Consider the following 25075-nt stretch of genomic DNA (forward strand, 5'->3'; position numbering starts at 1 on the left):
AAGCATGACGCCCGTGTCGCGCCGAGCGCCGCGCGTTGCGACCGGCGGCCACGGTGGGTGGCGGCGGCTAGCGCGCCTCGATGTCGCGGGTGACCACGTTGCCCGCGCTGTCGTAGGCGCGCACCGCGAGCAGATGCGAGCCGGGCGGCACGATGGAGCCGAGGTCCGCCTCGAACGGCTCCACCGGCTCGTCGAAGATGCCGTCGCTCGGGAAGATGGGGCGCCACTCCTCCAGGCCGGCGATCGAGACCTCGACGCGCCCGACCGGGCCGAGGCCGTCCGCGACCTCGCCCGTGAGCCGGCGCCCCTGCAGCGCGAGCGCCCGGAACACCGGCGGCGTGTTGTCGATGAGCACGGTGCCCGACTCGAGGCTGTGGCGCTGCGTGCGCTCGGGCGGGTTCGCCAGCTCGTCGCTCGCCTCGACGAGGAGGCGGTACTCGCCCTCGGGGAGGGCGGTGGTGTCCCATACGTGCTCGGCGCGCGTCACCTTCTCGCCCGGCTTCAGCAGGCTGCGCCAGGTCGACTGGCCCTCCATGCGGTACGAGAGGCGATAGCGCAGGTCGTCCTGATCTGGATTGTCGACCTTCCACGTGAGCTGGAGCGAGCTCACGGGCTTCGGCGCCTCCCCGCCCGACGACGGGAGGCTCGTGCGAGGGGGCTTCGTCTGCCCCTTCGGCGCCGCCTCGATCGAGGTGACCACGGCGCGCGCGTTGTCGGTGACGAACGAGAGCTTCACCTCGCGGAGCACGGCGCCGGGATCCCGGCCAAAGCGCGCGCGGATCTGCGCGAAGCGCGCCGGCGGGCTCTTCGTGTCCCCCGGGGCGGCGAGCGCCGGGGACCACGGGCTCCAGGTGCTGTCCGGCGCGTCGGTGTTTCCGCTGCGGGTCTCGAGCTCCAGCGCGCCGTCGGAGCGCCACGTCAGGCGTCCGAACGTGGCCCGCAGCCCGGCGTCGAGCACCTTGCTCGTCCACACCGCCGAGGCGCCGCCGACGCCCTTCACCTCGTGGAAGACCGCGGGGTCGGTGGTCGCGACGAACCTGTGCCTCCCGGCCATCATGAAGGCGCCGACCTGGCGCTCGTCGGTGTCGGCGACGAGCCGCGCCACGTGGTTGTCGCTCACGGTGTAGAGCTGGCCCTCCGCGCCGGTCCCGACGTAGGGCATCCGATCGTCGCCGAGGCCGAGCGAGACGTAGTGCGTGTCGTCGTCGCTCATCATCTTCTCGGCGACGCCGCTCCGATCGAAGCGCACGAGCACGCCCTTGCCGGGCTTCGGCGACCGCGCCGGCTGCGGCGACGGCGGCCCGCTCCGGTTGCGCTTCGGGGGGGCGAACGCCTCGGTGTACTTGTTGGCGATGGCGTAGATGGCGCCGCCCTTCGCGCCCGGCGCGATGGCGATGGCCTTGACGTCGTCGGCGTCGAAGTCGTGGAGCACGGTCGCGCGGCCGGGCGCCGTGAGCTTGTAGAGGAGCGCCTTGCCGTTCGAGCCGGTATAGACGGCGCCGTCGTCCGCGACCGCGACGCACATGAGGTGCGGCTCATCGCTGTCGAAGTACACCTGGGCCTTGCCCGCGGCGTCGACGCGGAACAGCTTGCCCTCGGAGCCGGTCGCCGCATAGAGCGCCTTCGCCCTCGGGTCGTAGGCGAGCCCCCACACGTCCTCGGTCTCGGGGAGCTCGGCGAAGAGCTTCGCCGGACCGCCGTTGCCGGCGCCGCGCGGCAAGCGGAAGAGCTTGCCCTCGGGGAACGTCCCCGCGATGACGTCGCCACCTTCCGCGAGCGCGAGCGCGCTGACCGCCATCTGCCCGGTCGTCGCCGCGAGCGTCACCCGGCCGCCGGCGACGCTGTAGATCTTGCCCTCGTTGCCCGTGCCGAGCAGCACCGTGCCGTCAGGCAGCACAACGGAGCTCCAGATGGACGTCGCGTCCGGCAGCGGCGTCGCGCCGAGCGTCAGCCCGGCGCGCACGGTGCCGTTCGAGTCCACGCTGACCCCGGTGAGATCCCCGCCCTTCAGGTCCTCGAGCGACTTGAGCTCGAAGCTGCGCGTGCCGACCGCGTGGGCCGGGAGCGCCACGAGCCCCGCGGCGGCGAGGACGGCGGCGAGGAGCCGGCGCGGCGAGGGGACGGCGAGAGGGCGAGACGATCGGGAACGGGCAGAAGAGCGATCTGTGCTCATGGGGTCGCAGAGAGGAGGGGGTCAGGGAGGAGGAGGCGGCGGCGGGGAGAGCCGGCGCGGCTCAGCGAAGGATAGGCCGGACCGTGACGCTCACGGTGTCTTTCCCGACCAGGAAGCGCTTGAGGGAGATCGGCACCTGCACCTGCGCGCCGAAGGTCTCGGGCGCGTCGGAGTCGGAGCTCGGGCGCAGCGTGTCCATCGCGCCCGGAGGGAGCCGCGAGGCGACCTTGCCGCGGTACGCCGCGCCGTTCTCCCGGAGCTTGAACGTCGCGACGACGCTCTCCGCGTCGTGGTTCTGGTTCGGCAGCATCGCCACGAGCTCCGCGACGTTGTTCGGCGTCGCCATCGGGCGCTCGACCTCGTAGCCGGGCGAGAGCTCGATGTCGACCTGGCTACCGGCGAGCTCGCGCGGGATCGGCACCTCGATGACGCGCGACTCCATGGGGCCCAGGTGGGGCTGGAGATCCAGGCGGATGCGCGCGGGCGCGCCCGCGTCGATCTCGGGCTCGAGCACCTTCGCGCCGCGCAGCAGGACGACCTCGCGGTCGAAGGTGACCTTCACGCGGGAGTCGACGCGCTCGATCGAGACGTCCTCCCACGGGTTGTTGAGGAGGGCCCCCATCGACCGGACGAGCCGGCTGCGGACGAAGTCGTCGGCGCTGAGCGGGGTGCCGTTGCCGGCGCCGAAGTCGACGAGCGAGATCGTGCCGTAGCGCCCGATCCTCAGCTGGCTCACCGCCCGCCAGGTCATGTCCCGCCGCTCGGCCGTGGTCGCCTCGACGGCGTTGCCGAGCGCCATCGAGACGAAGGAGGGCGCGAGGAACTGATCGTGCGCGACCTCCACGTTCCACGTCGGGTGCGGGGCGCCCTCCACGCCGTCGATCTGGACGCGCATCGGGAAGACCGGCGCCTTGGCCGCGCTGTCGACAACGATCGCGGCCTGCCGATCGTTGACCATCGAGCCGACCGACCGCACGGCCTCGCCGATCTTGAAGCTGCGGTTCTGGCTCGCGAGGATCCAGTGGACCCGGGCGATCGCGGTGGGGAGGCTGGCGACGCCGCCGTTCATCATCGGGTGGCCGAACGCGACGAGCTTGTCGCCCGACACGCGCGTGACCGTGCCGATGCCCATCGCGGAGATGTCGCCGCGCACGAGCTCGACGCCGATCGCGCCCCCGTCGACGTACCGGGTCGGCGCGCCCGGCTCCGGGTTCGCCGACGAGCCGCCGCCGGCCTGCATCGGCTCGAGCCCCATGGGGCCGAACAGATCGCTCGCGATGCGCAGCGACGTGCCCCCGAGCCCGCCGAGCATCACCGGCGTCGAGGCGCGCGCGAGGCTCGTCGACTGGGGCGGGGCGAGCGCCGGCGCGACGCGCGCGGCGAGCTGGCTGGCGTGGCCGGCGAGATCGTAGGCGTCGACCGGCCCCACGAAGCCGCGGCCGCCGCGCAGCCGGGCCGGCGCGGCGGCGCGCGGCGGCGCGCCGCCGATGCCGCTCACCGGCGCGGGCAGCGGGCCGCCGACCTTCGGGGCGATCCCCCGCGGGAGCGGCCGCGCGAGCTCGTCGAGCATCGACTTGATCGGGGTGACGCCGGCGATCGCCTCGGCGCCGAAGAGCCAGCCGTACGCGTAGGCGCCGATCATCTTGCCGTTCAGGTAGATCGGGCTGCCGCTCATCCCCGCCACCGTGCGGGCGACCTCGAGGCGCGGGTGCTGGGTCTTGATGAGGATGAGGTCCTGGTTCGGGCGGAAATTGCGGAGCGTCGAGATGACCTCGACATCGAACTTCTCGGGCGTGGTGCCGGAGAAGACGGTGAGGCCGTATCCCTTCATGCCCGGCTTCACCTCGGCGATCGGCAGCGTATCGGGCGGTGTGGAGATCGCGTGAGCCGCGCCGAGGCCGACAGCGACGCTGCACGCCGCGCCGGCGAGCAGGCTCAGGGGGATGAGGCGCCCCTCGCGATCGACGAGGGCGCGGGCGGCGCCCGCGATCGCTGTCGCGCAGCGGGTCGCGAGCGGGACGGCGCGCGCGGAGAGGAAGGAACCCGGACGAAAACACGGTGTATCGCGCAGAGGCACGGGCCCAAGCTTAGCCCGGATTTGGCAGCGCGACAGAGCCGGGGCTCGCGGAGCGCGGGAAGGTCGCCGCGCCGCCCGGGGTCGCTGATTTCCAGGGGCGGGGCGCGCCGGCGACGCTACGCTGCGCCCCGTGAAGGATATCGCGGCGACCGCGACGCTCATCCTGGCGTTCGCCACGTGGGTGACCACCCACGTCGCGCTGGCCGCGCGGCTCATGCTCCGGAGCGAGCCCCGATGGCGCGGGCTCGTCGCGCTCGTGGTGCCGCCGCTCGCGCCGATGTACGGCTTCCGTCAGGGGTGGCGCCGGATGAGCACCCTGTGGCTCGTGTGGCTCATCGTGTACGTGCTCGCGCTCCTCGTCGCGCGGGCGTGAGGAGCGTGGCGTGACCTCCGATGTGAAGGCTGGAATGACGGAGAAGCGGCGCCCGGGCGCGCCGCCCGGCGTCGTCGTCGGCACGATGAACTTCGGCGGCCGCGCGCCGCCCGAGGAGGCCGAGCGCATCGTCGACCGCGCGCTCGAGCGAGGGATCACCGCGTTCGACACGGCCAACCTCTACCAGGACGGCGCGTCCGAGCGGATCCTCGGCCGGGCGCTGCGCGGCCGCCGGGCCGAGGCGCAGATCGCCACGAAGGTCGGCCTGCGCCGGGTCCGGGGCAAGGCCGAGGGCCTCGGGCGCGAGCAGGTGATCCGCGCCGTCGAGGAGAGCCTCGGGCGCCTCGGCACCGACCGCGTCGACGTCTGCTATCTCCACGCGCCGGATCCCGAGACGCCCGTCGAGGAGACGCTCGCGGCGATCGACGCCCTGCTCGATCAGGGGAAGATCCTGCACTACGGGGTCAGCAACCACGCCTCGTGGCAGATCCTGGAGATCATCGCGCGCCGCGACGCCGAGGGGAAGGCGCGCCCCGCCGTCTCGCAGGTGCTCTACAACGCGCTGATCCGCCAGCTCGACCTCGAGTATGCCGCGTTCGCGCGGCGGTACTCGGTGGCCACCGCGGTGTACAACCCGCTCGCCGGCGGGCTCCTGACGGGGCGGCACGCGGGGCCGGAGGCGGCGCAGGCGGGCTCGCGCTTCGAGGGCAACCGCCTCTACCAGCGCCGGTACTGGAGCGCGCGCATGTTCGAGCTCGCGGCCAGCTACGCGGCCGTGGCGGCGGCCGAGGGGATGAGCCTGCTCTCGCTGTCGTATGCCTGGCTCGCGGGGCGGGAGGTTGTCGACTCCATCCTGGTCGGCCCGGTGCGGGCAGAGCACCTCGACGCGGCCGCCGACGCGATCCAGCGCCCGCTCTCGCCGGAGGCGGCGCGGCGCATGGACGCGCTCTACCGCGACCACCTGGGCACCGACGCGAACTACGCACGATGAACGACGGCGCGATGAACGACGGCGCGACGAACGACGGCGCGATGAACGACGGCGCGACGAACGACGGCGCGACGAACGGCCGCGCGACGAACGACTTCCTGCTGCCCGAGGCCAGGACGCTCGACCTCGCGGGCCCCCTCGCCGACTACGCCGCCCGCGGGACCGCCCGGCTCGGTCGCGTGATGACCGACGCGGGGCTCGCGGCGCTCCGCGCGCGCTCGGACGACCTGATGCTCGGGCGCGTGACGTACCCCGGGCTCTTCTTCCAGCACGACGCCGCGTCGGGCCGCTACGAAGACCTGCCTTACGGCAAGGGCTACCAGGGGCCGAGCACGTCGTACCGGAAGCTCGAGAAGCTCGAGAAGGACCCGCTGTTCCTCGCCTGGATCGAGAACCCGCTCTTCGAGAGGGTCGCCCGCTCGCTCATCCAGGGGGAGATCTCCATCTACCGGGCCGTGCTCTTCAACAAGGCCGCGTCCGGTGGGACGACGCTGCCCTGGCACCAGGACGGCGGCAGCTACTGGGGGCTGGATCGCGCCCCCGAGCTGCAGATCTGGACGGCGCTCGACGACGCCCCCGCCGGCGGCGGCTGCGTGGAGGTGCTGGAAGGCAGCCATCTGGGCGGGCTCGCGACGCCGCTCGGCGGCGTCGTTCCGGACGCGCTCGTGCGCGCGGCCGACGCCGACGCCCGCAAGATCGCGCTGCCGGCGCGCGCGGGCGAGGCCCTGCTGATCCACAACTACCTCTGGCACTGCTCCGCCGTGAACCGGAGCGGCCAGACGCGGCGAGCCCTCACCGTCTGTTACATGAGCCGGGCGACCCGCTGCCTCAGGAAGAAAAAGGCGCCACGCGCGTTCACCCCGGTGTTCTGAGCTCACCCCCGGGAGAGCGGGCCCGGCGGCAGCGGCGGCCCCTCCCGCGACGGGCCCCCCCGCCCTCTCCCGCCGCACGCGCCTCGCCAGGCGCCCGGCCGACGTCGACGATTCGGCCGTTTTTTTTCGATCCGGCGCCGGGCCGGGTTCACCCGCGCATCGTAAGGACGAACGCCGGCAGCCGCGGCAAGTTGCCGCGCCCAGCGGCGACCTGCCGCGCCACGGGGCTTCAGTTATCCACCGCGGCAATCTGCCGCGGTCACGCGGCACTTTGCCGTCTTGTCGCACCCCGCCAGCAAGCCATAACTGCGCCCGCGCGTCCCTCCGACGCCCCACACAACCCTATGGCTCGGTTCCTGTTCCCACGATGGGCCAACAAAGTGGTGCCGCTCGGGCTGCTCTTCGGAGTCCTGCCCCTCGGCACCGCTGTGATCGGCGGATTCTGGTACTACGGTACCAACAAACATATCGAGGTCGGGTATCAGCCGGATCAACCGGTTGACTACTCGCACAAGCTGCACGCCGGCGACCTCGGCATGGACTGCCGCTACTGCCACAACACAGTGGAGGTATCCGGCTTCGCCGCAGTTCCACCCACCGAGACGTGCATGAATTGTCACGCCAAGGTGCGGAGGGACAGCGAAATGCTTCTGCTCGTGCAGGAGAGCTGGGCGAACGATCAACCCATCCCCTGGGTGCGCGTCCACAACCTGCCCGACTATGCCTATTTCGACCACTCAGCCCATCTGGCTGCAGGGGTCGGCTGCGTGAGCTGTCACGGCCGCGTCGACCAGATGCACAAGGTCCGACAGGTCGCGCCGCTCTCGATGGGATGGTGCCTGGACTGCCACCGCAATCCAGGTCCCCACCTCCGCAATCCCGCCGACGTCACCAAGATGGATATGGCGCCATCGACGGCCGTCATGGCGGGCGCCGGGGTCCCCGCGACCGGGGAACCTTACAACGATCGTGTGCCAGCGGTCACGACCTCCGGGCGGCAGGTGCAGGCGCCGCTCCACTGCTCGGGGTGCCACCGATGAAACGAACTCCTCTCCCCCTCGCCCAGGACATCTCTGGGAAAACCTACTGGCGCAGCTTGAGCGAGCTCGCCGGCTCGCCCGACTTCGTCGATGCGCTCGGGCGCGAGTTCCCTCCGGCCGCATTCGAGCCGCCGGAGGGCGTCGGGCGGCGCACGTTCCTCAGCCTCATGGGCGCGTCGCTCGCCCTCGGCGGCCTCGTGGGCTGCCGCCGGCCCGTCGAGCAGATCCTGCCCTACTCGCGCGCCCCGGAGGAGGTCATCCCCGGCCAGCCGCTGTTCTTCGCGACCGCGCTGCCGATGATGGGCACGGCCTTCGGCGTCCTCGTCGAGAGCCACGAGGGGCGCCCCACAAAGATCGAGGGCAACCCGAAGCACCCCGAGAGCCTCGGCGCGACCACCCTCTACACCCAGGCCGCGGTCCTCGATCTCTACGATCCCGACCGCAGCAAGTCGCCGCGCGAGGGCGCGGCCGCCAAGTCCTGGGACGACGCGGCCGCGTTCCTGCGCGCCGAGGGCGACAAGCTCCGCGGCCGCAGCGGCAAGGGGCTCACGATCCTGACCGAGGCGCACAGGTCGCCCACCTTGGCCGCGCGCCTCGCCGATCTCCGCAAGACGCTGCCGGAGGCGCGCATCGTCCGGTACGAGCCGTTCTCCCGCGACGCCGCGCGCGAGGGCGCGCGGCTCGCGTTCGGCAAGCCGCTCGAGACGACGCTCGACCTGACGAAGGCGCGCGTCATCGTCGCGCTCGACGCCGACCTGTTCGGCACCGACGGCAGCCCGATCAAGCAGGCGCGCGCGTTCGCGGCGGGCCGCGCGGTCGACAAGGACCCGAAGGCGATGAACCGCCTCTACGCCGTCGAGAGCACCTTCACGATCACCGGCGCGGCCGCGGATCACCGGCTCCGGATCCAGAGCCGCAAGATCCCCGCCTTCGCCTTCGCGCTCGCGACCGAGCTCGGCAAGCGCGGGGTCGCGCTCGACGCGGATCTGCTCAAGACGCTCGAGGGCAAGTCGGGCGGGCTCGACGCCAAGGCGACCCGGCACGTCGCCGCCATCGCCGCCGACCTCGCGGCGAACCGCGGCCTGGGCGCGCTCGTGGTGGGGCGCTCGCTGCCGAAGGAGGTCCACGCGGTCGCGCACCTCATCAACCTCGCCCTCGACAACACCGGCAGGGCCGTCCGGCTCGTCGCGCCCTTCGACGAGTCGCGCGAGGGCCCCGAGGCGCTCGTCGAGCTCGCGGGCGCCATCGGGCGCAACGAGGTCGAGACGCTGATCATCCTGGGCGGCAACCCGGCCTTCGACGCGCCCGCCGACGCGCGCTTCGCCGACGCGCTCGCCAAGGTGCCCGTGAGCGTGCACGTCTCGACGCACGTCGACGAGACGAGCGAGCGCTCCCGCTGGCACCTGAACCGCGCCCACCCGCTGGAGTCGTGGAGCGACGTCCGGGCGGAGGACGGGACGGCCAGCATCGTGCAGCCGCTCATCGCGCCGCTCTTCGGCGGCAGGACCGACGCCGAGATCATCGAGCTGCTGCTCGGCGGCTCGCGGACCGCCTACGACCTGGTGAGGGCGACCTGGCTGAACGCCGAGGGCGCGAAGCGCACCGAGCAGGACCTCCGCCGCGCGCTGCACGACGGCCTCTTCGCGGGGAGCCAGCTCGCCGACGAGCAGGTGACCGCCACGACGCAGGCCGCGGTCGACGCGCTGCGGGCGTTCGCGCCCGCAGCGGCAGAGGGCCTGGAGGTGACCTTCCGACCCGACATGCACGCGTGGGACGGGCGGTTCGCGAACAACGGGTGGCTCCAGGAGCTGCCCCACCCGATGACCAAGCTCACCTGGGGCAGCGGCGCGAACCTCTCGCCGTCGACCGCGGCGCGGCTCGGCCTCAAGGACGGCGACGTCGTGACGCTGTCGGGCGCCGGCGCCTCGGTCCGGATCCCCGTCGTCGTCGCGCCGGGGCAGGCCGACGACTCGGTCGCCATCGGCGTCGGCCAGGGCCGGCGCGCAGAGCTCCGGGTCGGGCGCGGCGTCGGCGTCGACACGACCCCGCTCCGCAAGAGCGACGCCTTCGAGCTCGCCGGCGGCTTCTCGCTGGAGAAGACCGGCGAGGTGGCGGAGCTCGCGCGCACCCAGGAGCACTTCGTCATGGAGGGCCGCCCGCTCGCGCGCGAGGGGACGCTCGCCGAGCTCGAGAAGGACCCGACGTTCGCCCAGAAGCAGGTCCACGTGCCGCCGCTCCTCAGCCTGTTCAAGGAGCCGAACCGCCGGCAGGGACACGCCTGGGGCATGAGCATCGATCTCAACGCCTGCATCGGGTGCAACGCGTGCGTGATCGCCTGCCAGGCCGAGAACAACATCCCTGTCGTGGGCATCGAGGGCGTCCGCGAGACGCGCGAGATGCACTGGCTGCGGGTGGATCGCTACTTCCAGGGCACCGACCCTAACGAGCCCGAGAGCATCCAGCAGCCGCTCCCCTGCCAGCACTGCGAGAACGCGCCGTGCGAGCAGGTGTGCCCGGTCGCCGCCACGGCCCACAGCCCCGAGGGGCTGAACGACATGGCGTACAACCGCTGCGTCGGCACGAAGTACTGCGCCAACAACTGCCCGTACAAGGTGCGTCGCTTCAACTTCTTCGAATACGGCCAGCCGGACTCGGAGTCGCGGAAGATGCAGTTCAACCCCAACGTCACCGTCCGATCGCGGGGCGTCATGGAGAAGTGCACCTTCTGCGTGCAGCGGATCAACAGCGCCAAGATCGAGGCCAAGAAAGAGGGACGGGAGCACGTCAAGGACGGCGAGGTCGTGACCGCGTGCCAGGGCGCTTGCCCGACGCAGGCCATCGCCTTCGGCGACCTCAATGACCAGACGAGCCAGGTGTCCGTGACGTCCGCGAGCCCGCGCGGTTACAGGATGCTGGACGAGATCAATACCAAGCCGCGGGTCACCTACCTCGCCAAGATCCGCAACAAGAACCCGGAGCTCGCCGACGCATGAGCGCCACAGCACCTCTCCAGGTCGACCCCCCCCGGCTCTCCGACCGCGCCGCCCTCTTGGACGAGGCGCCGCTCGTGCAGGGGAAGGACGACTTCCGTTCGCTCACCGACAAGATCTCGGGGATCGTCCTCACCAAGCCGCCCTCGGGGTGGCTCATCCTGTTCTGCCTCGCCATCAGCCTCCTGCTCGTCCTCGGCGGCTCGCTCGTCCACCTCGTCGGGAAGGGCATCGGCATCTGGGGGCTGAACACCACGGTCAACTGGGCGTGGGACATCACCGGCTTCGTGTTCTGGGTCGGCATCGGCCACGCCGGCACGCTCATCAGCGCCATCCTCTTCCTCTTCCGCCAGAAGTGGAGGACGAGCATCAACCGAGCGGCGGAGGCGATGACGATCTTCGCCGTCGCGTGCGCCGCCATCTACCCGGTGGCCCACCTGGGCCGGATCTGGTTCGCCCACTGGCTGTTCCCGATCCCGAACCAGATGAGCATCTGGCCGAACTTCAAGAGCCCCCTGCTCTGGGACGTCTTCGCCGTCTCGACCTACGCGACGGTCTCGGCCCTCTTCTGGTTCGTCGGGCTCATCCCCGATCTCGCCACGATCCGCGACCGGGCCACGAGCCGGACGAAGCAGATCGTCTTCGGGATCCTCTGCCTCGGGTGGCGCGGCTCGCACCGCCACTGGCTCCATTACGAGCGCGCCTACCTGATCTTCGCCGGGCTCTCGACGCCGCTCGTGCTCAGCGTGCACACGATCGTGTCGTTCGACTTCGCCGTCTCGATCGTCCCCGGCTGGCACACCACCATCTTCCCGCCGTACTTCGTCGCGGGCGCCATCTTCAGCGGGTTCGCGATGGTCGTCACGCTGATGGTGTTCGCGCGCAAGGCGTTCGGCCTCGAGGGCCTCATCACCATCCGGCACCTCGAGAACATGAACAAGGTGATCGTCGCGACCGGCACCATGGTCGGCTACGCGTACGCGATGGAGCTCTTCATCGCGTGGTACAGCGGCAACGGCTACGAGCGGTTCGCCTTCGCGAACCGCATCCTCGGCCCGTACTCGTGGGCCTACTGGACCATGGTGAGCTGCAACGTCATCTTCCCGCAGCTCTTCTGGTTCAAGAAGGTGCGCACCAGCATACCCGCGATGTTCGTGATCTCGATCCTGGTCAACATCGGGATGTGGTTCGAGCGCTTCGTCATCATCGTGACGAGCCTCCACCGCGACTTCCTCCCGTCCAGCTGGACCTACTTCCGCCCGACCATCTGGGACATGTCGACGTTCTTCGGTTCGTTCGGCCTCTTCTTCACCCTCTTCCTGCTGTTCGTCCGCTACCTCCCGATGGTCGCGCTCAGCGAGGTGAAGGCGATCACGGCGGCGGCCGATCCTCACGGCTCGCACAGCAACGACGAGGCTCATCATGCAGCGTGACAGCGACCCTCCGAGCCGGAAGCGCTCCGGGGAGCCTGCTTCGACCGAGGAGGCAGGAGGGCTCAAGGACTCCGATCGCGAAGGCCCGCCCGACGACAAGCCGCAGGGCTTCGTGCCCGAGGACGAGGCGGAATACGACAAGCCCCACGAGGAGGGGCCGCACGGGAAAGCGGCGCTCGCGATCGAGCGCAAGCTGGAGCACCGGGCCGAGGAGGAGGCGGCCGCGGCGTCGTCCCCGTTCGCGCTGATGGGCTACTTCACGACCCCGAAGGACATCTATCACGCGTGCGAGACGCTCCGGGACGCCGGGTACAGCCGCTTCGATGCGCACACGCCGTTCCCCGTGCACGGGCTGGAGAGGGCGATGGGGCTCAAGGCGTCGCCGCTGCCGTGGCTCGTGCTCGGCGGCGGGGCGACGGGGCTCAGCGGCGGCATCCTGCTCGCCTGGTACACGCAGCTCTACGACTACCCGCTCATCATCAGCGGCAAGCCGGCCTTCTCGTACCAGGCCTTCATCCCGATCTTCTTCGAGCTCACGGTCCTCGTCGCGGCGCTCACGTGCTTCTTCGGGCTCTTCGCGCTCGGGCGCCTGCCGTCCTTCTTCCACCCCACCATGACGCACCCCTCATTTCCGCGCGCGACCGACGACGCCTTCTTCATCAGCGTCGAGGTGAGCGACCCGAAGTTCGATGCCACGGAGACGCGCAACCTCCTCCAGCGCGCAGGCGCGCAGGGCATCAGGGAGGTCTCCTCGTGAAACGCTGGTGTATTCCCCTCCTCGTCATCCTGGCAGGCTGTCGCGGACAGGCGAGCAGCGACCCGCCGATCCACGTCTTCGGGGACATGGACTGGCAGCCCAAGTTCCAGCCCGAGGAGGGCAACCGCCTGTTCCCCGACGGCCGGTCGATGCGGCCCCTCGTGCAGGGCACGGTGCACCAGGGGGCGCTCGACGAGAGCGACGCCTACCGCACCGGCAAGGACGGCGAGACGTTCCTGGCGATGGCGCCCATCACCGTCGACGAGACGGTGGTCCGGCGCGGCCAGGATCGGTTCAACATCTACTGCGCGCCCTGCCATGACCAGGCCGGCAGCGGGCAGGGCATGGTGGTGAAGCGCGGGTACCCGCCGCCCATCGACCTCGCGTCCGAAAGGGCGCGCGGCCTGCCCGACGGCGAGATCTTCCACGTCATCTCGAACGGCGTCCGGAACATGCCGTCTTATCGGAAGCAGATCCCGGCCCGGGACCGGTGGGCGATCGTCACGTGGGTGCGCGTGCTGCAGCGCAGCCAGCACGGGCGCATCGACGACGTCCCGGACGCCCAGCGGGGCAACATCGCGAAGGAGAGCGGAACTCCATGAAGTCTCACGGAAGTGCTCTGGCCGAGGACACGAAGGTCCTCGATCGGGCGGTCGCGAAGCGGCTCGTCTCGAGGAGCATGGTGCTCGCCATCGCCGGCGTGGCGCTCTCGGCGCTGGCGGCGGTCGTCGACACGAAGCGTTTCGCGTTCTCGTACCTCACCGGCTTCACCTGGGTCGTGACGATCGGGCTCGGCGCCCTGTTCTTCGTGATCATCCAGCACCTGACGCGCGCGCGCTGGTCGGCGGCCGCGCGCCGTCACATGGAGTGGATGAGCGGCGTCCTGCCCGCGTGTGCCGTGCTGTTCCTCCCGGTCGCGGTGCTCGCCCACGACATCTACCATCACTGGATGGGGCCCCAGGCCGCGAACGACCACCTGCTCCAGCAGAAGGCGCCGTACCTGAACCCGACCTTCTTCTACATCCGCGCCGGGGTGTTCCTCGCGGCGTGGGCGGCCCTGTCGCTGTGGTTCATCAAGACCTCCCGCGCGCAGGACGAGAGCGCCGATTTCCGCCCCACGGCGAAGATGCGGGCCGGGAGCGCCCCGGCCGTGATCGTCTTTGCCCTGACGATCTCGTTCGCGTCGTTCGACTGGCTGATGAGCATCGACCCGCACTGGTACTCGACGATCTTCGGCGTCTACGTGTTCGCCGGCGCGGCCACGAGCTCGCTCTCGGCGCTCGCGCTGATCACGATCGCGCTCCACAAGGCGGGGCTCTTGCGCAAGGTGAGCAACGTCGAGCGCCAGCACGACATTGGCAAGCTCCTCTTCGGCTTCACGATCTTCTGGGCGTACATCGCGTTCTCGCAGTTCCTGCTCATCTGGTACGCCAACATCCCGGAGGAGACGATCTTCTATCTTCACCGCTGGGAGGGTTCGTGGAAGGTCGTGAGCCTGGCCCTGCTGTTCGGGCACTTCGTCGTGCCGTTCCTCGTCCTCCTGTCCCGGCACGCCAAGCGGAGCCCGCTGGTCCTCGGGGCGGCGTCGGTGCTCCTCCTCGTGATGCACTACGTCGACCTCTACTGGCTGATCATGCCGAACATGGACCACCACGGCGCGCACCTGAGCTGGATCGACCTCGCCGGCTTGCTCGGCCCGCTGGGCGTGGGAGCCTGGGTGCTCTCGCTTCAAGCGGCCAAGAGCCCGCTGTATCCGCTGAATGACCCTCACCTTGCCGAAGCGGCTCGGATCGACAACCCGTAAGGAGCCGGCCATGAGCGAAGCGACTGACAACACTGCGACCGAGCACGCCGAGACCGAGCACGCCGAGGCGGATCGGCCGAACAACTCGCTCATCTTCGTGATCGTGATCGCCACGCTGGCGTCCCTCGTTGTGACCGTGCTCTTCGTGAACGAGGTCTTCAAGTCGACGATGGAGCGGGAGATCTCGAGCAAGGTGCTCGAGCCGCCGAGCAGCGCGCTCCGCGGCCTGCGGGCCATGGAGCAGGAGCGCCTCACCCGCTATCAGTGGGCGAACGAGAAGGACGGCGTGGTCCGCATCCCGATCGATCAGGCCGTCGCGCTCACCCTGAAGGACTACCAGGAGAAGCGCGTGGGGAGCGCGGCCGTTCCCGCTGCGACCACGCCCGAGCAGGCCGCGCAGCCCGAGGAGAGCAACACGAAGCCAAGCGAGGCCTCGCCCCCGAGCGCCGAGGGCGGCCAGCCGCCCAAGGACGCAGCGAAGCCGGGCGACAAGGACGCGGCCAAGCCCGCCGAGGCGGTCAAGCCCGCCGACGCGGTCAAGCCCGCCGAGGCGGTCAAACCCGCCGAGGCGGCCAAGCCTGCCGAGGCGGCCAAGCCCGCCCAGCCTGGAGGCGCGGCGCCCAAGCCCGCCCAGCCCGCCCAGCCTGGAGGCGCGGCGCCCAAGCCCGCCAGCCCGGCGCCGTCCGCTCCGGTGCAGTGATGTCTCGCCCGCTGTCCGCCTTGCTCGCTGTGCTCGCGCTCGTGGTGGCCACGGTCACCCCGGCGCGGAGCGCGCGAGCGGCGGACACAACCATTCCAACAGAGCTCGTCGGCGTCGACATCGAGGAGCGGCCGGGAGCCATGCTCCCGCGCGAGCTCCGGCTCCGCGATCAGTCGGGGCAAGAGGTCGAGCTCGGCCGGTACGCGACGGGCGACAAGCCCCTCGTCCTGGTGCTCGGTTACTTCGAGTGCCCGATGCTCTGCTCGCTGGTCCTCAACGGCGTGCTCCAGGCCATGAAGGAGAGCGACTGGAGCGCGGGCAAGGAGTACCGCACCCTCGTCGTGAGCTTCGATCCCCGCGATACGCCCGACGCCGCGCGCAAGAAGCGGGCGAACTATATCGAGGCCTACGGCAGGCCGATCCTCGGCGACGGCTTCGAGTTCCTTGTCGGGGACGAGGCGTCGGTGCGCACGCTCGCGAACACCGTGGGCTTCGGCTACCGATGGGACGAGACGACGAAGCAGTACGCGCACGCTGCGGGCGCGTTTGTCTTCACGCCGGACGGACGCCTATCGCGTACCCTGTACGGCATCTCCTTCCCGCAGAAGAACTTCGGCCTCGCGCTGCGCGAAGCGGGCAGCGGGCTGGTCGGGAGCGCCTGGGATCGGGTGCTGCTGTTCTGTTTCCATTACGATCCCAACGCCCGAGGGTACGTCCTGGCGACGAAGCGGCTGATGATGGCGTCCGGCGCCGTCACCGTCGTGCTGATCGGGCTCTGGCTCATGCGCTTCTGGCGGATTGAACGCACCCGCACGAGGGCGCGCGTAAACGAGGCTTCCTAAGACACAAGGTGGCGGAGCCACAACTATGGTGATGAATAACCCGATCGAACTCGGCTCATTCTGGCTGCCCCGCCAGGGCTCGACGCTCGCGGAGCGGATCGACGCCGGCTGGGACGCGGCCTACTGGGTCTCCGTCGTCTTCTTCTTCCTGGTCCTCGGGGCGGTCGTGCTGTTCGCCGTCAAGTACCGGCGGCGCAGCGAGCACGACAAGACGAGCCCCATCGACCACAGCGCGGCCGTCGAGGTCGCGTGGACGGTGATCCCGCTCGGCATCCTGATCGTGCTCTTCTTCGTGGGCATGCGCGGCTACGTGCACGCCTCCGTCGCGCCGGCCGAGTCCTACGAGATCAACGTCACGGGCGAGATGTACCTGTGGACGTTCACCTACCCCGACGGGACGACGACCGTGAACGAGCTCGCCGTGCCGCGGGGTCGCCCGGTGCGGCTGATCCTGAGCTCGAAGGACATCCTCCACAGCTTCTACATCCCGGAGTTCCGCGTGAAGCAGGACATGGTCCCGGGCTCGTACACGTCGGTGTGGTTCGAGGCGACGGAGACGCGTGAGACGGTGATCCTGTGCACCGAGTACTGCGGCTCCGGTCACTCCGACATGATGGCGGCGGTCAAGGTGCTGGAGCCGTCGGAGTTCGAGAAGTGGCTCGAGGGCAACAACAACAGCGACCTCCCGCCCGAGGAGCTCGGCAAGACGCTCTTCGCCAAGCGGAGCTGCGCGACCTGCCACTCGCTCGACGGCACGCGCCTCCAGGGCCCGTCGCTCAAGGGGCTGTTCGGCCGCGAGGAGGAGCTCGTGGACGGCTCCAAGCTCATCGCGGACGAGAACTATTTCCGCGAGAGCGTCTTCAACCCGGCCGGCCAGGTCGTGCGCGGCTACCCGCCGGTGATGCCGTCGTTCAAGGGGCTCCTCAAGGACAGAGAAGTGGATGCGCTCATCGCTTACCTGAAGACGGTGAAGTGAGCGCCGCGGAGAAGCAGCCATGTCGCAGACCGTAACAACCCTTGATGTCAATACGGCGCCCGACGCCGGCCACGAAGCGGATTACATCCGGGCCAAGAGCGGGATCATGTCGTGGCTCACCACGGTCGATCACAAGCGGATCGGCCTGATGTACCTCGCCAGCACCTTCATCGCGTTCCTCATGGGCGGCGTCTTCGCGCTCATCCTGCGGCTCGAGCTCCTGACGCCGAAGGCGACGATCATCAGCGCGAACGCCTATAACCAGATGTTCACGCTCCACGGCGCGGTGATGACGTTCCTGTTCATCATCCCGAGCATCCCCGGCGCGCTCGGCAACTTCCTCCTGCCGATCATGATCGGCGCGAAGGACGTCGCCTTCCCCAAGCTGAACCTCCTCAGCCTGTATCTCTACTGGATCGGCGCCCTCTTCACGCTGTCGTCGCTCGTCACGGGCGGCATCGACACCGGCTGGACGTTCTACGTCCCGTACTCGAGCACGGTGACGACGACCTCGGTCCTGAGCGTCACGTTCGGCGTCTTCATCCTCGGCTTCTCCAGCGTGCTCACGGGGCTGAACTTCATCGTCACGATGCACAAGCTCCGGGCGCCCGGGATGGGCTGGTACAAGATGCCGCTCATGCTCTGGGCGCTCTACGCGACGAGCATCGTCCAGATCCTCGCGACCCCCGTCCTCGGCATCACGCTCCTCCTGCTCATCGCCGAGCGCGCGTTCAACATCGGCATCTTCGACCCGGCGCTCGGCGGCGACCCGGTGCTCTACCAGCACTTCTTCTGGTTCTACAGCCACCCGGCCGTTTACATCATGATCCTGCCGGGCATGGGCATCATCAGCGAGCTCATCGCCGTCCACGCGCGGCGCAGGGTCTTCGGCTACAAGGCGATCGCCTTCTCCAGCGTCGCCATCGCCCTGGTCGGCTTCCTCGTGTGGGGCCACCACATGTTCACCTCGGGCCAGAGCGAGTTCGCGGCGATCATCTTCTCGTTTTTGACCTTCCTCGTCGCCATCCCCAGCGGGGTCAAGGTCTTCAACTGGACCGCCACGCTGTGGCGCGGCTCGATCAGCTTCAAGGCGCCGATGCTGTACGCGCTGTCGTTCCTCATCCTCTTCTCGATCGGCGGCCTCACCGGCATCTTCCTCGGGATGCTCAGCGTGGACCTGCACCTGCACGACACGTACTTCGTGGTCGCGCACTTCCACTACGTGATGGTGGGCGGCACCGTCATCGCCTTCTTCGGCGGGCTCCACCACTGGTGGCCCAAGATCACCGGGAAGATGTACTCCGAGAGGCTCGCCGCCATCGCCTGCGTGCTCGTCTTCATCGGGTTCAACGTCACGTTCTTCTCGCAGTTCGTCATGGGCAGCCGCGGGATGCCGCGGCGCTACTACAACTACCTGGACCAGTTCCAGCCGCTGCACGCCTTCTCGACCGTGGGCTCGTGGATCCTGGGCGCCGGCATCCTCGTGATGCTCGTGTGCTTCATCCGCTCGCTCCGCTCCGGCGCGCCGGCGCCGGCGAACCCCTGGGGCGGGCTCAGCCTCGAGTGGACCACCGCCTCCCCGCCCATCACCGAGAACTTCGTCCGCACCCCGATCGTGACCAAGGGCGCATACGACTTCAACACGGAGAACTCATGAGCGCGCACGCCGAGGCCGCCGATCGGCCGAACAAGGCAGGGCCGGTCCTGTCCCCGAACTTCCACGTCGCCCATCATTTCGACTCGGCGGACACGCAGTTCGACGCCGGCAGGATGGGCATCTGGCTCTTCCTGGTCACCGAGGTCCTCCTCTTCGGCGGGCTGTTCTGCGCGTTCGCCGTCTTCCGGACCTGGTTCTTCGACTCCTTCGTGGAGGCCCACCACCACCTCGACAGGGTGATGGGCGGCATCAACACGATCGTGCTCATCTGTTCCAGCCTGACGATGGCGCTCGCCGTCCGGTCAGCGCAGAAGAGCGACCAGAAGACCACCACCCGGCTGCTCGTGGTGACCCTGCTCTGCGCGGCCGCATTCCTCGTCATCAAGTACTTCGAGTACCAGCACAAGTTCCACGACGGCCTCCTGCCCGGGAAGTACTTCACCGCCGAGGGCTTCACCACGGCCCACGCGGGGATCTTCTTCGCCATCTACTTCATGATGACCGGCATTCACGGCCTGCACGTCATCATCGGGATGGGGCTCATCACGTGGATCCTCATCCGCAACACGCGGGGTGAGTTCTCGAGCCGTTACTACTCGCCGGTCGAAGGGGTGGGGCTGTACTGGCACCTCGTCGACCTCATCTGGATCTATCTCTTCCCCCTCCTCTACCTGGTGGGCTGAGGTCTAGAGGACAGCATGTCGACACACGCAGAAGCAGCCGGCGCGCACGGACACGAGCACGGCCATGGCCACGGGCACGGCGCAGACCACGTGCCCCACGTCCTGCCGCTCAAGATCTACATCGCCACGTGGCTCACGCTGCTCGTGCTCACGGTCGTGACCGTGGGGGCGAGCTACGTCGACCTCGGCGCGGCCAACCTGGCCATCGCGGTCCTCATCGCGACGGTGAAGGCGGGCGTCGTGGCGCTCATCTTCATGCACCTGAAGTGGGACCATAAGTTCCACGCCCTGATCTTCGCCTCGTCGCTCATCTTCCTGGCGATCTTCATCGGCTTCACCATGTTCGACACGAACAACCGCGGGCGAGCCGAGCAGATCGAGGCCGAGCGGCCGGCGGACATCAAGGCGCCGTTCGACGGAAAGCGCGCCGTCGACAACTGGAACGTGAAGCGGCCGCACAAGGTCGCCCCGCCGCCCAAGCAGGTCCACCAGGGGACCGAGTGACCGGCTGCGGGGCCGAGCGCCCCGCAGCACGCGTCAAACGTAAGCAAGATCACAATTGAAAGTCGCGGGAATCACGGGAGTTTTCCGTGCCAACCCGCGGGAGTGCGCACGGACGCACCTCGCGCGTGCTCGCGGCTTTCGTGCGCGGTACAAGGGGGCGGATGCAAGGCAACGTCGAAAGGTGGCTCCGGGCTGAACGCCGGGCACCTCGACCGCGCCCTGGAAAGCCCCCCTGTCCGCGCGCGGATGCAATCCTCCTTTCAACCATGGTCGTTTGACGCAGGTCCCGACCCCACCAAGAGCGGCGCGCCGCCGGCGGCGCGGCGACGGCTCGCGGTGCTGCTGTCCGGGCCGAAGCCCCCGTCGTGGGACACCGCCGATCGGTGGCTGATCCAGCTGCGCTGGGTGGCGATCGCGGGGATGATCGCCACGACGGTCGCGAGCAGGAAGCTCGTGCCCGACCTCAGGCTCGCGCCGCTGATCCTCGGCATCGCGGCCATCACCGTGGCGAACCTCGCCTGGACCTTCCGGGTGCGGCGCGCGCGCCGGCTGGACGCGGCCGAGGCCTCGGCGCGCGAGCCCGCGCCCGCGCAGGAGCTCGCGCGCGCCCAGCTCGTGGGCGACGTTGTCGCGAACGCCTGGATGCTCTGGTTCTCGGGCGGGCTGGAGAACCCGTTCGCCGTCTTCCTCGCCTTCCACATCGCCCTCTCCGGCCTGCTCTGCCCGCGGCGCACGACCGTGCTCCTGGGCCTCTTGACGCTGACGGCGATCGCCGTGCTGACCCACGCGGCGCCGCTGCCGCTCGACTCCGCGCCGCTCGGCGGCGACCGCATCCGGCAGCTCGGCGACCTCGTCTCGCTCACGTCGCTGACGGTGTTCCTCGGCTTCTTCGTCGTCGTCTACGCGCACAGGCTCGAGGAGCTCCGGCAGCAGAGCCAGCGCAACGAGCGGCTGGCGATGCTCGGACGCATGGTCGGCGGCATGTCGCACGAGCTCAGCACGCCGCTCGCGACGATCCTCCTCGCGAGCAAGGACCTCGTCGACGTGGCGCGCGAGACGGGCTCCGAGGACGCGGCGCGCATGGCCGAGACGGTGGCCGGCGAGGCCAGGCGCGCGAGCGACATCATCAGCCTGATGCGCGGCCAGATCCGGCTCGACCAGCGGCTCGAGCCGCTGGAGCTCACCCGCTTCGTGCGCGACCTGGCGAAGGCCGAGCTCGCGCGGCTCGGCTACCGGGGCGAGCTCGCGTTCGATACGCCGCGGCCGGTGCAGGCGAGCGTGCTCAAGCCGGCGCTCCGCCAGGTGCTCGTCAACCTGCTCGCCAACGCCGCCGAGGCGACGGCCGACGGGGCCGAGCAGCGGATCGAGCTGAGCGTCGTCGAGCGCGGCGACGTCTGCGAGATCGCGGTCTCCGACACCGGGCCGGGGCTGAGCCCCGAGATCGCCGGGCGGCTCGGCGAGCCCTTCCAGACGACGAAGATGTCGCAGGGCGGGATGGGACTCGGGCTCTACATCAGCTCGATGATGGCCTCGCGCATGAACGCCGTGCTGCGCATGGAGAGCGTCGAGACCGGCGGGGCGAAGGCGACCTTGCGCCTCCGCCTCGACGGGACCACGGGCCCGATGGACGCGGATCTCTCCCCCGCGCTGAAGCGCGCCGGGGCGGCCTGAGGTGAAGATGACGCGACGGATCGAGACGGCGCTGCTCGTGGACGACGACGACGCGTTCCGCACGACCCTGCAGGGAGCGCTGCGGCGCCGCGGCGTCGTGGCGAGGACCGCGGCGACGATCGATGAGGGGCTCGTGGCGCTCGAGTACGAGCCGGTGGACCTCGTGGTCATCGACTACCGCATGCCGCGCGGCGACGGGCTCAGCGCGCTCGCCAACTACCGCAAGCTGCAGCCCGACGCGGCGATCGTGATGCTGACCGGGTTCGGGGACATCCCGCTCGCGGTGGCGGCGATGCGCGAGGGCGCGGACACGCTGCTCAGCAAGCCCGTCGACGCGGACAAGCTCCTGCGCGAGGCCGCGAACCTGCGCGAGGCCGCGAGCCTGCGCGACCGCCAGCGGCCCCCGCCGTCGTCGGCGGCGCCGACGCCTCCGCCCGGGAGCCTGAAGCTGGACGAACTGGAGCGCGAGGCGATCCGCGCCGCGCTCCGGGAGTCGGGCGGCGTGGTGGCCACCGCGGCGAAGCTGCTCGGGATCGACCGGCGGACGCTGCAGCGGAAGCTGCGGAAGCTCGGGAGCTAGGCCTTGTCGAGCGCGCCGAGGACGTCCTTCACGACGTCCTCCGCCTCCTCGACGCCGACCGACAGGCGGATCAGCGCGGGGGAGATGCCGATCGCGGCGAGCTGCTCGTCGCTCAGCTCGTGGAAGCTCATGATGCACGGCTGCTCGATGAGCGTCTCCACGCCGCCGAAGCTCGGGGCGATCGCGGCGATGCGCGTGCCGTCGACGACGCGCGCGGCCGCCTCGCGCCCGCCGCGCACGATGAAGCTCACGACGCCGCCGAAGCCGCGCATCTGCTCGGCCGCGACCCTGTGATCCGGGTGCGACGGGAGCCCCGGGTAGAACACCCGCTCGACGGCGGGGTGCGCCTCGAGCGCGCGCGCCACCGCGAGCCCCGTCGCGTTCTGCCGCTCGACGCGGAGCGCGAGCGTCTTCATCCCGCGGCCGACAAGCGCCGCGGCGTGGGGGTCCATGACGCCGCCGAGGACGCTCCGCATGTCGCGGACCAGCGAGATCAGCGCGTTCGAGCCGGACACCGCGCCGCCGAGGACGTCGTTGTGGCCGGACAGGTACTTGCTGGCGCTGTGAACGACGAGGTCGATGCCGCGCCCGATCGGGTCGGAGTTGTACGGGGTCGCGAACGTCGCGTCGACGATCGTCTTGACGCGCGCCTTCTTGCAGATCTCGGCGAAGCGGGACAGGTCGATGCAGTGCAGGTACGGGTTCGTCGGCGACTCGCTCAGCGCGAAGCGGGTGCGCGGCCTGAAGGCCGCCTCGAGCTGGTCGAACGCGCCCGGGTCGATCAGCGTGTGCTCGACGCCGAGCCGCGAGAGCACGTGGATCACGAACTGCCGCGTGCGGCGGTACACGTCGCGGAACAGGATGACGTGATCGCCCGCCTTGAGCAGGGCGAACGCGGTGGTCGTCACCGCCGCCATCCCGCTCGCGAAGAGCAGCGCGTCCTCGGCGCGATCGAGCGCCGCGATCCGCTGCTCGACCTCGCGCACGGTGGGGTTGCCGTAGCGGCCGTACTCCTGCCGCTCCGGGTCCACGTCGCCCCCGGCGAAGTAGCGCTCGAGATCCGCTGTGTTCGCAAACGTGTACGTCGCCGTCTGCGCGATCGCGGGCGCGAGGGTGTGGGACGGACGCTCGCGGAGCACACCCGCGTGCACAGCATCGGTCGAGGTCGGCAGATCGGTCTTCATGGGAGGCAGGAAGGGGCCCGGCGCTTCCCTTGCACCGGCTTTGATAATTGTCGCACTTGACGCGTCGGAAATATAGGGAATACCATCGGTCATGTTGCAACCAGTCGAGCGCCTTGCGGCGGCCATCGACGAACACGCCGAGAACGTCGCCAAATTCAAACGTGGTGAGCTGACCCCTGACCAGTTCCGCCCGCTTCGGCTGGCCATGGGGGTCTACGCGCAGCTCGCGCACGTGAAGCACATGCAGCGCATCAAGATCCCGGGCGGGCAGCTGACGGCAGCGCAGCTCGAAGCGCTCGCCGAAGTGACCGAGCGGTGGGGTCGCGGGCTAGCGCACGTCACAACGCGCCAGGACATCCAGCTGCACTACCTGGAGATCGAGGAGACCATCGACCTGCAGCACGCGCTGGCGCGCGCAGGGGTGACCACGGTCGGCGCGTGCGCCGACACCCTCCGCAACGTCACCGCGTCCCACCTCGCGGGGGTCGTCGACGACGAGGTGTTCGACGTGACGCCGTACGCGCACGCGGTCACGGCGCACTTCCTCTTCCACGAGCACAACCGGCGCCTGCCTCGGAAGTTCAAGGTGGGCCTGTCGGGCAGCGCGCGCGATCACGCGCAGCTCATGATCAACGACGTCGGCCTGCTGGCCAAGGTCGGCGATCTCGGCCAGGGCTTCACCGTCTACGTGGCGGGCGGGCTCGGCTCGACGCCCGAGATCGCCCATCTCTGGCGGGAGTTCATCCCGGTCTCGGACGTGCTGCTGGTGTGCGAGGCGGTGGTGAGCGTGTTCCACCGGGACGGCGAGCGGAAGAACCGGAAGAAGGCGCGGCTCAAGTTCCTGATCCGCAAGCTCGGCGAGGCCGAGTTCCTGCGCCGGCTCGACGAGGAGTTCGATCGCATCAAGGCGGCGCGGGGCGAGGCGCTCGCGGCCGAGGTCGCGCGGTATGTGTCCGAGTACCGGGAGAGCGACCCGCCCCCGCTCACGCCGTCGCGGGAGACGCTGGGCGACGGCGCCTACGCGCGCTGGAAGCGGACCAACACGATCGCGCAGACGCAGCCCGGCTACCGGGTGGCGACGGTCAAGCTGCCGCTCGGCGACATCACGGGCGAGCAGCTGAAGAGCCTGGCCGACCTCTCCCGGCGCTACGCCAACGGCGAGGTGCGGGCGACGAACACCCAGAACTTCGTACTGCGCTGGGTGCCGGAGGGGCAGCTGCTCAACCTGCACCGCGAGCTCTCGCAGCTCGGCCTCGCCGAGGCGGACGCCGGGCACATCACCGACGTGGTGACCTGCCCCGGCGGCGACTACTGCACGCTCGCGATCACGAAGAGCATGGAGGTCGGGGCGCGCATCCGGGAGCACCTGGTGCCGAACGGCAGCCGCCAGGAGGCCGACGATTTCGTGAGCGCCCTCGGCGAGTTCGACATCAAGATCTCGGGGTGCCCGAACTCGTGCGGGCAGCACCACGTCGCCGACATCGGGATGACGGGCCTGATGGTGAAGGGCAAGGACGGGGTCGAGCGCCCGCACTACTCGCTCCGGGTGGGCGGCTGCTGCGGCCCGAGCGCGCGCATCGGCGAGCGCCTCGACGGCCGCATCCCCGAGGAGGAGACGCCCAAGGTGATCGCCGCCATCGCGCGCCACTACATGGCCGGCCGCGCCGAGGGCGAGAGCTTCCGCGACTTCGTCACGCGCAAGGGCGTGCAGGAGATCACCCGCGCCGGCTTCGCTGCCGCCTCCGAGGGCTCCGCGATCTGATCCCCG

General features: G+C 70.0%; 21 protein-coding genes. 18 read left to right on the forward strand and 3 right to left on the reverse strand.

The window, feature by feature from the left end:
- Positions 1-67: 67 nt before the first annotated feature.
- A complete protein-coding gene (locus WMF36_RS39495; RefSeq protein ID WP_437575994.1) occupies positions 68-2173 on the reverse strand; it encodes a hypothetical protein in 2106 nt (701 codons plus the stop codon).
- 61 nt (positions 2174-2234) lie between these two features.
- Positions 2235-4250 (reverse strand): SpoIVB peptidase S55 domain-containing protein, encoded by a 2016-nt coding sequence (locus tag WMF36_RS39500; RefSeq protein ID WP_437575995.1) that lies wholly within the window; start codon positions 4248-4250, stop codon positions 2235-2237.
- A 130-nt stretch (positions 4251-4380) separates the two neighbouring features.
- Here WMF36_RS39500 and WMF36_RS39505 point away from each other — a divergent pair, with 130 nt between their 5' ends.
- The 17 genes from WMF36_RS39505 to WMF36_RS39585 all read left to right on the forward strand — a co-directional run bounded on the left by WMF36_RS39505 (position 4381) and on the right by WMF36_RS39585 (position 22123).
- Positions 4381-4623, forward strand: a complete 243-nt coding sequence (locus WMF36_RS39505) for a hypothetical protein (protein ID WP_437575997.1) — start codon at positions 4381-4383, stop codon at positions 4621-4623.
- 10 nt (positions 4624-4633) lie between these two features.
- On the forward strand, positions 4634-5614 hold the full coding sequence (locus WMF36_RS39510; RefSeq protein WP_437575998.1) for an aldo/keto reductase: 981 nt from the start codon (positions 4634-4636) through the stop codon (positions 5612-5614).
- On the forward strand, positions 5611-6486 hold the full coding sequence (locus WMF36_RS39515; RefSeq protein WP_437575999.1) for a phytanoyl-CoA dioxygenase family protein: 876 nt from the start codon (positions 5611-5613) through the stop codon (positions 6484-6486). The genes WMF36_RS39510 and WMF36_RS39515 overlap by 4 nt, the downstream gene beginning before the upstream one ends.
- 344 nt (positions 6487-6830) lie before the next feature.
- Positions 6831-7526, forward strand: a complete 696-nt coding sequence (locus WMF36_RS39520; RefSeq protein ID WP_437481718.1) for a cytochrome c3 family protein — start codon at positions 6831-6833, stop codon at positions 7524-7526.
- Positions 7523-10519, forward strand: coding sequence for a TAT-variant-translocated molybdopterin oxidoreductase (locus WMF36_RS39525; protein WP_437576000.1), 2997 nt, complete (start codon positions 7523-7525; stop codon positions 10517-10519). Before WMF36_RS39520 ends, WMF36_RS39525 begins: the two co-directional genes overlap by 4 nt.
- Complete coding sequence (gene nrfD, locus WMF36_RS39530) at positions 10516-11949, forward strand: NrfD/PsrC family molybdoenzyme membrane anchor subunit (RefSeq protein ID WP_437576001.1); 1434 nt, start codon at positions 10516-10518, stop codon at positions 11947-11949. Before WMF36_RS39525 ends, nrfD begins: the two co-directional genes overlap by 4 nt.
- Positions 11939-12706 (forward strand): DUF3341 domain-containing protein, encoded by a 768-nt coding sequence (locus tag WMF36_RS39535; RefSeq protein ID WP_437576002.1) that lies wholly within the window; start codon positions 11939-11941, stop codon positions 12704-12706. The genes nrfD and WMF36_RS39535 overlap by 11 nt, the downstream gene beginning before the upstream one ends.
- Positions 12703-13308: a c-type cytochrome gene (locus WMF36_RS39540; RefSeq protein ID WP_437576003.1), complete on the forward strand. Its 606-nt coding sequence runs from the start codon at positions 12703-12705 to the stop codon at positions 13306-13308. Before WMF36_RS39535 ends, WMF36_RS39540 begins: the two co-directional genes overlap by 4 nt.
- Positions 13305-14510, forward strand: coding sequence for a hypothetical protein (locus WMF36_RS39545; RefSeq protein ID WP_437481723.1), 1206 nt, complete (start codon positions 13305-13307; stop codon positions 14508-14510). Before WMF36_RS39540 ends, WMF36_RS39545 begins: the two co-directional genes overlap by 4 nt.
- A gap of 10 nt (positions 14511-14520) precedes the next feature.
- Positions 14521-15210, forward strand: coding sequence for a hypothetical protein (locus tag WMF36_RS39550; RefSeq protein ID WP_437576004.1), 690 nt, complete (start codon positions 14521-14523; stop codon positions 15208-15210).
- Positions 15210-16052 carry an SCO family protein gene (locus tag WMF36_RS39555; protein WP_437576005.1) on the forward strand — a complete coding sequence of 281 codons (843 nt, stop codon included), beginning with the start codon at positions 15210-15212 and terminating at the stop codon, positions 16050-16052. The genes WMF36_RS39550 and WMF36_RS39555 overlap by 1 nt, the downstream gene beginning before the upstream one ends.
- A 31-nt stretch (positions 16053-16083) precedes the next feature.
- Positions 16084-17028, forward strand: a complete 945-nt coding sequence (gene coxB / locus WMF36_RS39560; protein WP_437576006.1) for a cytochrome c oxidase subunit II — start codon at positions 16084-16086, stop codon at positions 17026-17028.
- A gap of 19 nt (positions 17029-17047) precedes the next feature.
- Entirely contained in the window at positions 17048-18685 is a 1638-nt protein-coding gene (ctaD, locus tag WMF36_RS39565) for a cytochrome c oxidase subunit I (RefSeq protein WP_437576007.1), read from the forward strand.
- Positions 18682-19368, forward strand: a complete 687-nt coding sequence (locus WMF36_RS39570; protein WP_437576008.1) for a cytochrome c oxidase subunit 3 family protein — start codon at positions 18682-18684, stop codon at positions 19366-19368. Before ctaD ends, WMF36_RS39570 begins: the two co-directional genes overlap by 4 nt.
- Positions 19369-19383: 15 nt before the next feature.
- A complete protein-coding gene (locus tag WMF36_RS39575) occupies positions 19384-19872 on the forward strand; it encodes a cytochrome C oxidase subunit IV family protein (RefSeq protein ID WP_437576009.1) in 489 nt (162 codons plus the stop codon).
- A 246-nt stretch (positions 19873-20118) separates the two neighbouring features.
- Positions 20119-21543 carry a sensor histidine kinase gene (locus tag WMF36_RS39580; protein ID WP_437576011.1) on the forward strand — a complete coding sequence of 475 codons (1425 nt, stop codon included), beginning with the start codon at positions 20119-20121 and terminating at the stop codon, positions 21541-21543.
- A 7-nt stretch (positions 21544-21550) separates the two neighbouring features.
- On the forward strand, positions 21551-22123 hold the full coding sequence (locus tag WMF36_RS39585) for a response regulator transcription factor (RefSeq protein ID WP_437576012.1): 573 nt from the start codon (positions 21551-21553) through the stop codon (positions 22121-22123).
- Here the strand turns inward: WMF36_RS39585 and WMF36_RS39590 are convergent.
- On the reverse strand, positions 22120-23307 hold the full coding sequence (locus tag WMF36_RS39590) for a trans-sulfuration enzyme family protein (RefSeq protein ID WP_437576013.1): 1188 nt from the start codon (positions 23305-23307) through the stop codon (positions 22120-22122). The genes WMF36_RS39585 and WMF36_RS39590 overlap by 4 nt on opposite strands.
- A 91-nt stretch (positions 23308-23398) precedes the next feature.
- On the opposite strand from WMF36_RS39590, the gene WMF36_RS39595 reads away from it, so the two are divergent.
- A complete protein-coding gene (locus WMF36_RS39595) occupies positions 23399-25069 on the forward strand; it encodes a nitrite/sulfite reductase (protein ID WP_437576014.1) in 1671 nt (556 codons plus the stop codon).
- The last annotated feature ends 6 nt before the right edge of the window (positions 25070-25075 follow it).

This window comes from Sorangium sp. So ce887 (genome assembly GCF_051521455.1).
Lineage (GTDB): Bacteria > Myxococcota_A > Polyangia > Polyangiales > Polyangiaceae > Sorangium.

Bases quoted from the DNA above. Each gene is read 5' to 3' on its own strand.
- WMF36_RS39550 (WP_437576004.1), top strand. From the start codon at position 14,521: ATGAGCGAAGCGACTGACAACACTGCGACCGAGCACGCCGAGACCGAG.
- WMF36_RS39545 (WP_437481723.1), top strand. From the start codon at position 13,305: ATGAAGTCTCACGGAAGTGCTCTGGCCGAGGACACGAAGGTCCTCGAT.
- nrfD (WP_437576001.1), top strand. From the start codon at position 10,516: ATGAGCGCCACAGCACCTCTCCAGGTCGACCCCCCCCGGCTCTCCGAC.
- WMF36_RS39525 (WP_437576000.1), top strand. From the start codon at position 7,523: ATGAAACGAACTCCTCTCCCCCTCGCCCAGGACATCTCTGGGAAAACC.
- coxB (WP_437576006.1), top strand. From the start codon at position 16,084: ATGAATAACCCGATCGAACTCGGCTCATTCTGGCTGCCCCGCCAGGGC.
- WMF36_RS39570 (WP_437576008.1), top strand. From the start codon at position 18,682: ATGAGCGCGCACGCCGAGGCCGCCGATCGGCCGAACAAGGCAGGGCCG.
- WMF36_RS39555 (WP_437576005.1), top strand. From the start codon at position 15,210: ATGTCTCGCCCGCTGTCCGCCTTGCTCGCTGTGCTCGCGCTCGTGGTG.
- WMF36_RS39590 (WP_437576013.1), bottom strand. From the start codon at position 23,307: ATGAAGACCGATCTGCCGACCTCGACCGATGCTGTGCACGCGGGTGTG.
- WMF36_RS39575 (WP_437576009.1), top strand. From the start codon at position 19,384: ATGTCGACACACGCAGAAGCAGCCGGCGCGCACGGACACGAGCACGGC.
- ctaD (WP_437576007.1), top strand. From the start codon at position 17,048: ATGTCGCAGACCGTAACAACCCTTGATGTCAATACGGCGCCCGACGCC.
- WMF36_RS39585 (WP_437576012.1), top strand. From the start codon at position 21,551: ATGACGCGACGGATCGAGACGGCGCTGCTCGTGGACGACGACGACGCG.
- WMF36_RS39520 (WP_437481718.1), top strand. From the start codon at position 6,831: ATGGCTCGGTTCCTGTTCCCACGATGGGCCAACAAAGTGGTGCCGCTC.
- WMF36_RS39515 (WP_437575999.1), top strand. From the start codon at position 5,611: ATGAACGACGGCGCGATGAACGACGGCGCGACGAACGACGGCGCGATG.
- WMF36_RS39595 (WP_437576014.1), top strand. From the start codon at position 23,399: ATGTTGCAACCAGTCGAGCGCCTTGCGGCGGCCATCGACGAACACGCC.
- WMF36_RS39535 (WP_437576002.1), top strand. From the start codon at position 11,939: ATGCAGCGTGACAGCGACCCTCCGAGCCGGAAGCGCTCCGGGGAGCCT.
- WMF36_RS39580 (WP_437576011.1), top strand. From the start codon at position 20,119: ATGCAATCCTCCTTTCAACCATGGTCGTTTGACGCAGGTCCCGACCCC.
- WMF36_RS39495 (WP_437575994.1), bottom strand. From the start codon at position 2,173: ATGAGCACAGATCGCTCTTCTGCCCGTTCCCGATCGTCTCGCCCTCTC.